At 40.0% G+C, this 6,227-nt stretch carries 5 protein-coding genes; 1 reads left to right on the plus strand and 4 read right to left on the minus strand.

Going from position 1 to position 6,227, the window contains the following annotated elements:
* Positions 1 to 35: 35 nt before the first annotated feature.
* The 3 genes from ACFE93_RS33555 to hisG form a co-directional block, all read right to left on the minus strand.
* Positions 36 to 503, minus strand: a complete 468-nt coding sequence (locus ACFE93_RS33555) for a hypothetical protein (protein ID WP_375480281.1) — start codon at positions 501 to 503, stop codon at positions 36 to 38.
* Positions 504 to 836: 333 nt separating this feature from the next.
* Entirely contained in the window at positions 837 to 2,291 is a 1,455-nt protein-coding gene (locus tag ACFE93_RS33560; RefSeq protein WP_375480283.1) for a sensor histidine kinase, read from the minus strand.
* Between the two features lie 522 nt (positions 2,292 to 2,813).
* Positions 2,814 to 3,458 carry an ATP phosphoribosyltransferase gene (gene hisG / locus ACFE93_RS33565; protein WP_375480285.1) on the minus strand — a complete coding sequence of 215 codons (645 nt, stop codon included), beginning with the start codon at positions 3,456 to 3,458 and terminating at the stop codon, positions 2,814 to 2,816.
* A gap of 76 nt (positions 3,459 to 3,534) precedes the next feature.
* Between hisG and rppA the strand changes: the two genes are divergently transcribed.
* Entirely contained in the window at positions 3,535 to 4,233 is a 699-nt protein-coding gene (gene rppA / locus ACFE93_RS33570) for a two-component system response regulator RppA (RefSeq protein ID WP_375480289.1), read from the plus strand.
* Between the two features lie 608 nt (positions 4,234 to 4,841).
* On the opposite strand, the gene ACFE93_RS33575 is transcribed toward rppA, so the two are convergent.
* Complete coding sequence (locus ACFE93_RS33575; protein ID WP_375480287.1) at positions 4,842 to 5,873, minus strand: 1-acyl-sn-glycerol-3-phosphate acyltransferase; 1,032 nt, start codon at positions 5,871 to 5,873, stop codon at positions 4,842 to 4,844.
* Positions 5,874 to 6,227: the final 354 nt, after the last annotated feature.

Consider the following 6,227-nt stretch of genomic DNA (forward strand, 5'->3'; position numbering starts at 1 on the left):
TTTAATATACTCCATTATCCCATACTGTATTGCACTCAATCAGGAACCGCTATAGCCGCAGTATTATTAACTAACTTGATATTAACCGTACCATTAGTGATTGCGATCGTCGCAGTGGGGGTTTGCCGTGGTTCTACTTGTGGTTGTTGGTCAGTAGAAACCGTAGGTGGTGAAGGCTGTTGAGTTTGATCGCCAGGAACTGGGCGTACTGGTCTAGCACCTGGTTGTGGTGGTACGGGAGACACTTGCCCTTCAGCCGGAGGAACTGGTTGTGGTGGTGTGACACCTGATTCTGGCGATCCGGGAGCTTGAGAGCGGTTGTAGGGTGGTTCGCTAAAAATGCTGGGACTTGGGTTTAGTGTTGAAGATGCAGCTCCTAGCTGTTTAACATTGGGAGTAGATTCTTGTGCAAAAGCTTGAGGAATTGCTGGCAGACTAATCAGCAATCCCCCACAAAGAGCGCCAAATAACTTGCTAGACTTGCGGAAATTTTGAAACTTCATATTTGTTCTTAACTCCTAAAAAAACTTCAATTTTTTTTACAAGAATTTTTCCAACCGGAAATTAAATTAGGTTTTATCGGTCGTTGAGTATATCTAAATATTTAACAAATGACTCAATTGATCGCATCTAGCTAAGGATACGGAAATAATCTAAAAAAATGAAAATATTTCATTCTCAAGATTTAAAGTCTTAATCATTGTCATCAAGCACATTTGTGTAATAGTCAAATTCAATATACTGTTAAAAAATTAATTTTCTCGCTAATAACTAAAGTCAATTTAAATGGGCTAAAATATTACATCTATCACAGGAAAGAAAAATTTATTAGCAAATTAAGACTCAAGAGTTATTGGTAAAGTGATAGTAAAAGTAGTGCCAATGCCTTGGCTACTTTCAACTTGAATATGACCGTGATGATGTTCGACAATAGCTTGAGCGATCGCTAATCCCAATCCTGAACCAGTAGCGCTGGCTGTCGCTGTATTCCCCGTCCTATGAGTCCGTGCCGGATCTACTCGATAAAAGCGGTCAAACAAGCGTGGTAGCGCTTCGGCTGGAATTCCAACTCCGGTATCACTCACCTTAACTTGCAACTGGGCACTGGTGTTACGTAGTTTAGAAACACGATTTATTCCTTCTATCCGCGCCAATTCCACTTTCACTCGTCCACGTGCTGGAGTGTAATGCAAAGCGTTAGCAATTAAATTTGTGAACAGCCGTACTAGTTGATCCCAATTACCTACAAGAGTAAACCAATTTTCTAGTAATTCGAGGCTAGTTTCTGAGGCAGGAGGGTCAACTAAGTTTAGAGAAAGGGCGATTTCTTTCTCAGGGACTAACAATTGTTGTTCTTCAACCACCTCTATTAGCAAAGCGTCCAACGGACAAGGTGAAAAAGTATCTTTGCTAATACCACTATCCTGTCGTGCTAGGAAGAGTAAGTCATTGACTAATTTACCCAAACGCTGCGTTAACCGTTCCACCACCTTTAACTGTTGTCGATATTGCAAAGAAATGGTCGTTTCTGTCTCTGCTAAATCCAAGTCAGCAAGCGCAACTTGCACATTAGTTTGAATCAAAGTGATAGGACTTCTAAGTTCGTGGGAAGCATCAGCAGTAAATTGTTTAAGACGTTGATAAGACTCACCCACCGGTTCCATCGCTTTACCTGAAAGAAACCAACCACTTGCGCCTACGGAAAGCACCATTAACCCAATACCTAATGCCAAATCAAAAATTAACTGGCGACTAGGTTTAGTAACTTCAAACCAGGGATGACTAACACGCAGATATCCTAATACTTGTCGTCTCGTTTCTACGCGTTGGGTGACTTGTCGCAATAAGAGTGGGGAGTTAGGAATTTTAAATTTTGAATTTTCACTTTCTCCCTTGACTACGCGCACAGTTTCACCAGTGCGATTGACACGAATGGGAATATTTAGGGGTTCAGATAGCGTTGACCAAAGTAATTTACCAGTTGGACTAAACCATTCTAGGTCGATGTGGTCATCTTCTACAGTGTCGGTATGATCGCCAAAACTGGCTTCTATATTAATGCGAATTTTATCTGCATCAGTATTAATTGGCTCAAATATGAGCGTAGATGCACAACCACTATTTATAAGGCAACGCTCCACTATTTCTACTACATGGTTAAGGGTGTCATCAATCCGCTCAATCAGTGTAGTACGAACGTATAAATAAACGCCACTGGCAAACAGTAGCAGTAATACAGCAGTGACGGCAGTGTACCAAATTGCAAGACGGCGGCGAGTAGCCTGAAACATATTTTCACCTACTTTTTTTGATTGAATATCATCAGATTAAATGTTAAGAATAATTTGAAATTACTTTTTTTATCAACAAAATTTTTCAATATAATACTGGTTAAGTTTTTTGCGATCGCATCAAATTTTAACGCTCAAAAAAATATTAATTTGTCTGCAAAAATAATATAAATATAACTTTGATTCAATTTGCTGAGGGGTTAAATAAAAAATTTAATCTTTATATGCAGTGAGTTTATACAAGTCTTATGCAACAAAAGGTAAGGACTTTTAAAACCTAGTTTTTAGCCATAAATTATACCAATTTGAAAAAAGAATGCAACAAATAGACCATTTGTAGAGACGCGATTTATCGCGTCTTTACTTTACCCAAGGATGTGTTGCAACCATTAATCAAATTGGTATAACAGTTGAGTATTTTTTATCTGCAAGTCACTTGAATACAAGATGCTGTAAGAACGAATAGTGCAGCGTTAGCTAGGAGCGAGCATCTAAAAAAGCGTTATTACGAATCACATGATATTAAACCCCTACCAAAACGGATTCCCGCAGCTTGCCAATCACATCACTCAGATTACCGGTATTCAGGCGGTAACTCAGAGGATGGGCAATCAACCGCGCCGTGCTTTGATACAGACTAGCAATTTCAATCAAACCATTTTCACGCAAAGTTCGCCCTGTAGAAACCAAATCTACGATCGCTTCTGACATTCCAGTAATTGGGCCTAATTCCACTGAACCATACAATGGCACTATTTCCACAGGTAAATCCAGACTATGGAAATATTCACGAGCGCAATTCACATATTTTGAAGCAACTCTACCATGCGGTGGTAAATCTAAAGGCGATCGGTAAGAACTAGATGCTTTTACCGCTACCGACATTCGACAATCACCAAACTGCAAATCTACCAAGTGGGCAACTTGCGGCTGTTTCTCCCGTAACACATCGTAACCAACAACCCCCAGTTGTGCTTGACCATATTCCACATAAACAGGCACATCTTGCGCCCGCACCAGTAAAGCTTTCGCAACTCCCTTAGCATCAGGAATTTGAAGTTGGCGAGTTCCTGAATCTAAAAAAGCACTAAAATCTAATCCGACAGCTTGTAGCAAGCGGATGCTATTTTTAAGTAGTTCCCCTTTTGGCAATGCAACAGTCAACATTTTTTGTATTGGTATCCTTAGCGTCTTGGCAGTTGAATAATATTGAGAATATCTCTATATGCTTACCACAAGCAGTATGAGAATTTTATTAGTTGATGATGAAGTTGAACTAACTCAACCCTTGAGCCGCTTGTTAACTCGTGAGGGTTACGCTGTAGATGCCGTTTATGATGGGACATCTGGCAGCGAACTTGCACAAGCAGGCAGTTATGACCTACTTATTTTAGATTGGATGCTGCCAGGAAAAACGGGGTTAGAGATTTGTCAGGAATTGCGACGCCAAAGCAAAACCACTCCCGTATTGTTTCTTACAGCTAAAGATACTCTCGATGACCGCGTAGAAGGTTTAGATGCTGGTGCTGATGACTATTTGGTTAAACCTTTTGAACTGCGGGAGTTGTTAGCAAGAGTCCGTGCTTTATTGCGTCGTTCCGGTTCCCAAACCTATGAAACCACTACTGGACGTTTAACCGTTGCTGATTTAGAACTCGATTGTGAAAATCAAGTAGCCTATCGCCAAGGACGAATAATTGAGTTATCGCAAAAAGAAAGCCAGTTGTTGCAATATTTTATGGAACACACTGGACAACTTCTGACTCATGCCCAGATTATGCAAAATTTGTGGCAAGAGTCAGAACTACCCAGTAGTAATGTAATTGCGGCATTAATTCGTTTATTGCGGCGTAAGATTGAGGTAGGTAGAGAAACTACGCTGATTCACACAGTCTACGGCAAAGGCTATCGTTTCGGTGCTTCTTCAGTAGAGTCAGTTTAGCGGCTTGTTTCGATTCACAAAGATTTGGTTAATTGTTTAGGAATTTTGCGGTTGATTGATAAGTTTTTAGGACTTACGCAAAAACATCTCTAAAACTCTTGTTCCTTTGTGTCCTTTGCGTCCTTCTCTAACGAGACGCTACGCGTAGCTTGCTTCTCCGTAGGAGTATGCGGTTCGTTTATTCATGATTTTGCGTAAATCCTGGTTTTGCTTAAGTATTGGTAACGAAACAGGTTGTGTTGATAACGAACGCATAAGTGTCGTTACTAAGAGATAAGCATTAGTAACAAAACAGGTTATGTTAGTAACGAACGCATAAATTGTCTTAATAACGAATAAGCATTGGTAACAAAACAGGTTGTGTTGGTAACAAACGGACAAGCTGCGGTAGGAACAATAACTTCATTCCTAACAACACGTCCATACGGTATTACCAATGTTTTCAAAGATTTTCTCTTATTGGCTTAGTCAATAGTATAGTGGCGATCGCACTCACAACAACCATCAGCGTCCCCGGTTCCATAAATGCACTACAAACTTACAATAGCTTTCAATTAATTGAACCACATCGTAAATCTGTTATAATCAACCATTTTCAGCTTGTAGTATTAAAATTTACCCAAAAATTGATTAATTTGAAGTTGCAGTTTGTCTCGTAATTGTAGCGCCTGCTGATAAGCTGCTGCACGCCCTTTCTTTGAGTGGTTATCCAATCCTGCTGGTTGCAAAGGGCCAATAAAGTAACGCAAACGAGTTTTCATTGCCCAAACTCCCATTGAGGGAAACAGAAGTAAGGCAAACATCAAAGGCGACAAAGGTAAGAATGGTAGTTTGACTAGTCGTTGCAATTTGGTGAAATTAACAGCCCAAGGATGCAAAAATTCACTACCGATGCAAACTACTGGCAGAATGGGAATATGATAGCGATCGCTCAACTGAACAAAACTCACATCAAACTTTTCTAGTTGATAGCGTCTTCTCCAACCTTTCAAAGGCCCGCGAATACCTTCGGGTGCATATAAAAGAATTTTACCTTGAGCAAGCGCCCCCTCAAAATCATCTAATTCAGCTCGCACACCACCTAAAACCTGCGACCATTGAGGTGGTAGCCACCAAATCACCCAAGGATGCTCAAATAATGCTGGATTTGCTATGGGTTGTACTACCCATCCTTTGGCTTCACTTAATAAATAAGCCAAAGTCAAAAAGTCCCAAGGAAAACACATCCCGGCATGATTCATTGCCACAATCAATGGCCCTGTTAGCGGCAAGTTTTCAACTTGTTGCAACTCTCCCCGAAAATAGTATTTAACGATAGGGCTAAGAACTTCTTTGCCAAAAGCTTGTTGATATTTAGGATCAAATTCACCAACTTCTTTTCGGGGTGAACAAAAACCCAGACGCAACCAGCGACTCAGCAACGCTAGATAAAATCCGCCAGGAATTAAAAATAATCCATATTCTAGCCAATTCCAACCATCTGGATCTGTGTGATAGTGCTGCCAATGGCGATTGAATAAAATTAACCACCCTGGAGGATACCAAAGACAAAACCAATCAAACCAGTTAAATATATAGCCTTCACTTGGTGCATTTTCCTGTTGACTGTTTAATAAATTTTCGGAGTGTTGATTAATCAAAACAGTTAAAGATTAGGATTAGGCAAAAGTTTTATTAATAGTGGATCTTCAGGAGGCAGGAGGAACCGATGTTTTTAAACATGAGATTGTAGCAAAGACGCTTTGTATCTCACAGAAAGTGCTGCTCGATACAATTCTTTTTTTGACTGGGCAATGACCCAAAACTAAAGTTTTTACTTTTGCCTAATTGTTGAGTGTAGTTGAAATACTGCCTTCCGCCCCCGCTTTTCTTTGTAACTTGCTAGTTTTGTGACTGGCATCTTACCATAGAAGTAAAAGTAATTATATATTTTGGAATCTATAGCGTTTACCAGTCTAATGAAGTACACTAAGTAAAATAAATCAGTGTATCTA

It is taken from the genome of uncultured Nostoc sp., from assembly GCF_964247315.1.
In the GTDB taxonomy this organism is placed as follows: Bacteria; Cyanobacteriota; Cyanobacteriia; order Cyanobacteriales; family Nostocaceae; genus Nostoc.